The 2500-nt window shown below is 55.0% G+C and carries 1 tRNA gene and 2 rRNA genes (1 of these 3 cut by a window edge); all 3 read left to right on the top strand.

Annotation, left to right across the window (positions count from 1 at the left end):
- A 23S ribosomal RNA gene (locus K7H91_RS25220) occupies nt 1–1732 on the top strand; it begins 1220 nt to the left of the window's first position.
- Nucleotides 1733–2093: 361 nt separating this feature from the next.
- Nucleotides 2094–2209, top strand: a 5S ribosomal RNA gene (rrf, locus tag K7H91_RS25215).
- Nucleotides 2210–2423: 214 nt separating this feature from the next.
- Nucleotides 2424–2500 (top strand) — tRNA-Met (locus tag K7H91_RS25210).

Raw genomic sequence — 2500 nt, 5'->3', positions numbered from 1 at the left:
GATGTGAGGATCCCAAAACAACCAGGATGTTGGCTTAGAAGCAGCCATCATTTAAAGAAAGCGTAACAGCTCACTGGTCTAAATAAGGGTCTTTGCGCCGAAAATGTACCGGGGCTCAAGCCATGCACCGAAGCTGAGGATGTGGATTTATCCACGTGGTAGCGGAGCGTTCCGTAGGCCGATGAAGGAAGACCCGTGAGGGCTTCTGGAGGTATCGGAAGTGCGAATGTTGACATGAGTAACGATAAAGGGAGTGAGAGACTCCCTCGCCGAAAGACCAAGGGTTCCTGCTTAAAGTTAATCTGAGCAGGGTTAGCCGGCCCCTAAGACGAGGCGGAAACGCGTAGTCGATGGGAACCACGTTAATATTCGTGGGCCAGGCGGTGGTGACGGATTGCGTAAATCGTGAGGACTTATTGGATTGTCCTTGCGGTGAAGCGGTTCCAGGAAATAGCCCCGCCATGAGACCGTACCCGAAACCGACACAGGTGGTCAGGTAGAGTATACCAAGGCGCTTGAGAGAACTGCGTTGAAGGAACTCGGCAAATTGCACGCGTAACTTCGGAAGAAGCGTGACCCTTTAGTACGCAAGTATTGGAGGGTGGCACAGACCAGGGGGTAGCGACTGTTTATCAAAAACACAGGGCTCTGCGAAGTCTTTAAGACGACGTATAGGGTCTGACGCCTGCCCGGTGCTGGAAGGTTAAAAGGAGATGTGCAAGCATTGAATTGAAGCCCCAGTAAACGGCGGCCGTAACTATAACGGTCCTAAGGTAGCGAAATTCCTTGTCGGGTAAGTTCCGACCTGCACGAATGGCGTAACGACTTCCCCGCTGTCTCCAACGCAGACTCAGTGAAATTGAATTCCCCGTGAAGATGCGGGGTTCCTGCGGTCAGACGGAAAGACCCCGTGCACCTTTACTATAGCTTTACACTGGCATTTACCAAGACATGTGTAGGATAGGTGGTAGGCTTTGAAGCAGGGACGCCAGTTCTTGTGGAGCCATCCTTGAAATACCACCCTTATCTTCGTGGATGTCTAACCGCGATCCGTTATCCGGATCCGGGACAGTGTATGGTGGGTAGTTTGACTGGGGCGGTCGCCTCCTAAAGAGTAACGGAGGCGCGCGATGGTGGGCTCAGACCGGTCGGAAATCGGTCGTCGAGTGCAATGGCATAAGCCCGCCTGACTGCGAGACTGACAAGTCGAGCAGAGACGAAAGTCGGTCATAGTGATCCGGTGGTCCCGCGTGGAAGGGCCATCGCTCAACGGATAAAAGGTACGCCGGGGATAACAGGCTGATGACCCCCAAGAGTCCATATCGACGGGGTTGTTTGGCACCTCGATGTCGGCTCATCGCATCCTGGGGCTGGAGCAGGTCCCAAGGGTTTGGCTGTTCGCCAATTAAAGCGGTACGTGAGCTGGGTTCAGAACGTCGTGAGACAGTTCGGTCCCTATCTGCCGTGGGTGTAGGAATATTGACAGGATCTGTCCCTAGTACGAGAGGACCGGGATGGACGTATCTCTGGTGGACCTGTTGTGGCGCCAGCCGCATAGCAGGGTAGCTATATACGGAATGGATAACCGCTGAAGGCATCTAAGCGGGAAACCAACCTGAAAACGAGTGTTCCCTATCAGAGCCGTTGTAGACGACAACGTTGATAGGCCGGGTGTGGAAGCGCAGCAATGTGTGAAGCTTACCGGTACTAATCGCTCGATTGGCTTGATCGTTCTCATTGTTTATGTTCATCGCAACGCGATGAACACGATCTATATGTCCTCACGGGCGCACCGGACCTTCGGTCCTGCCCTGCGGACGGCGCGCTGCGCGACGCACTAGCGTGCTACGGGGAGGTTCCCCGATAGGCACTGCTACCGTGCTTCACACAGGCGCAAATACAACAACAGACCTCACGACCTTGTATCCTCGCTCCTGCATCGCAGGGGAAGGTCGAAGCCGACAAGGCTTCGCAAGGCCGACCGGCCGTCGGCGCTGATGCGCCCCCGTCCGGAGCGAAGCGGCGCAAGCCGCGACAGCGTGAGGACAAAACAAACCCTTCCAGCTTCTCGAAAACATGCTGCATTTGGCCGACCTGGTGGTTATTGCGGGGTCCTTAACACCCGTTCCCATTCCGAACACGGCCGTGAAATGCCCCAGCGCCAATGGTACTTTGTCTTAAGACACGGGAGAGTAGGTCGCTGCCAGGTCTGCCAAATGCAGCTCAATATCTTCTCATAACGGCGACTGCCGATATCAAGCCGCCCTCAAGGCGGCTTTCGTCGTTCTAAAACATCAATAAACAGGGGTGGAGCAGCCCCGTCGACCCGCAAGAAGCAAAGCTTCCGAGGACCGACAAAACAAAATACCGGGCAAAGCGAAAGACAAACCGTCTTCAACCATTCCCCGGAAGCTCAAAATCAACGCGGGGTGGAGCAGCCCGGTAGCTCGTCAGGCTCATAACCTGAAGGCCGCAGGTTCAAATCCTGCCCCCGCAACCA

Origin of the sequence: Martelella mediterranea (genome assembly GCF_021021415.1) — a bacterium.
Lineage (GTDB): Bacteria > Pseudomonadota > Alphaproteobacteria > Rhizobiales > Rhizobiaceae > Martelella > Martelella mediterranea_C.
Note: the sequence above shows the minus strand (reverse complement) of the source record. Positions and strands in the feature narration are given on the sequence as shown.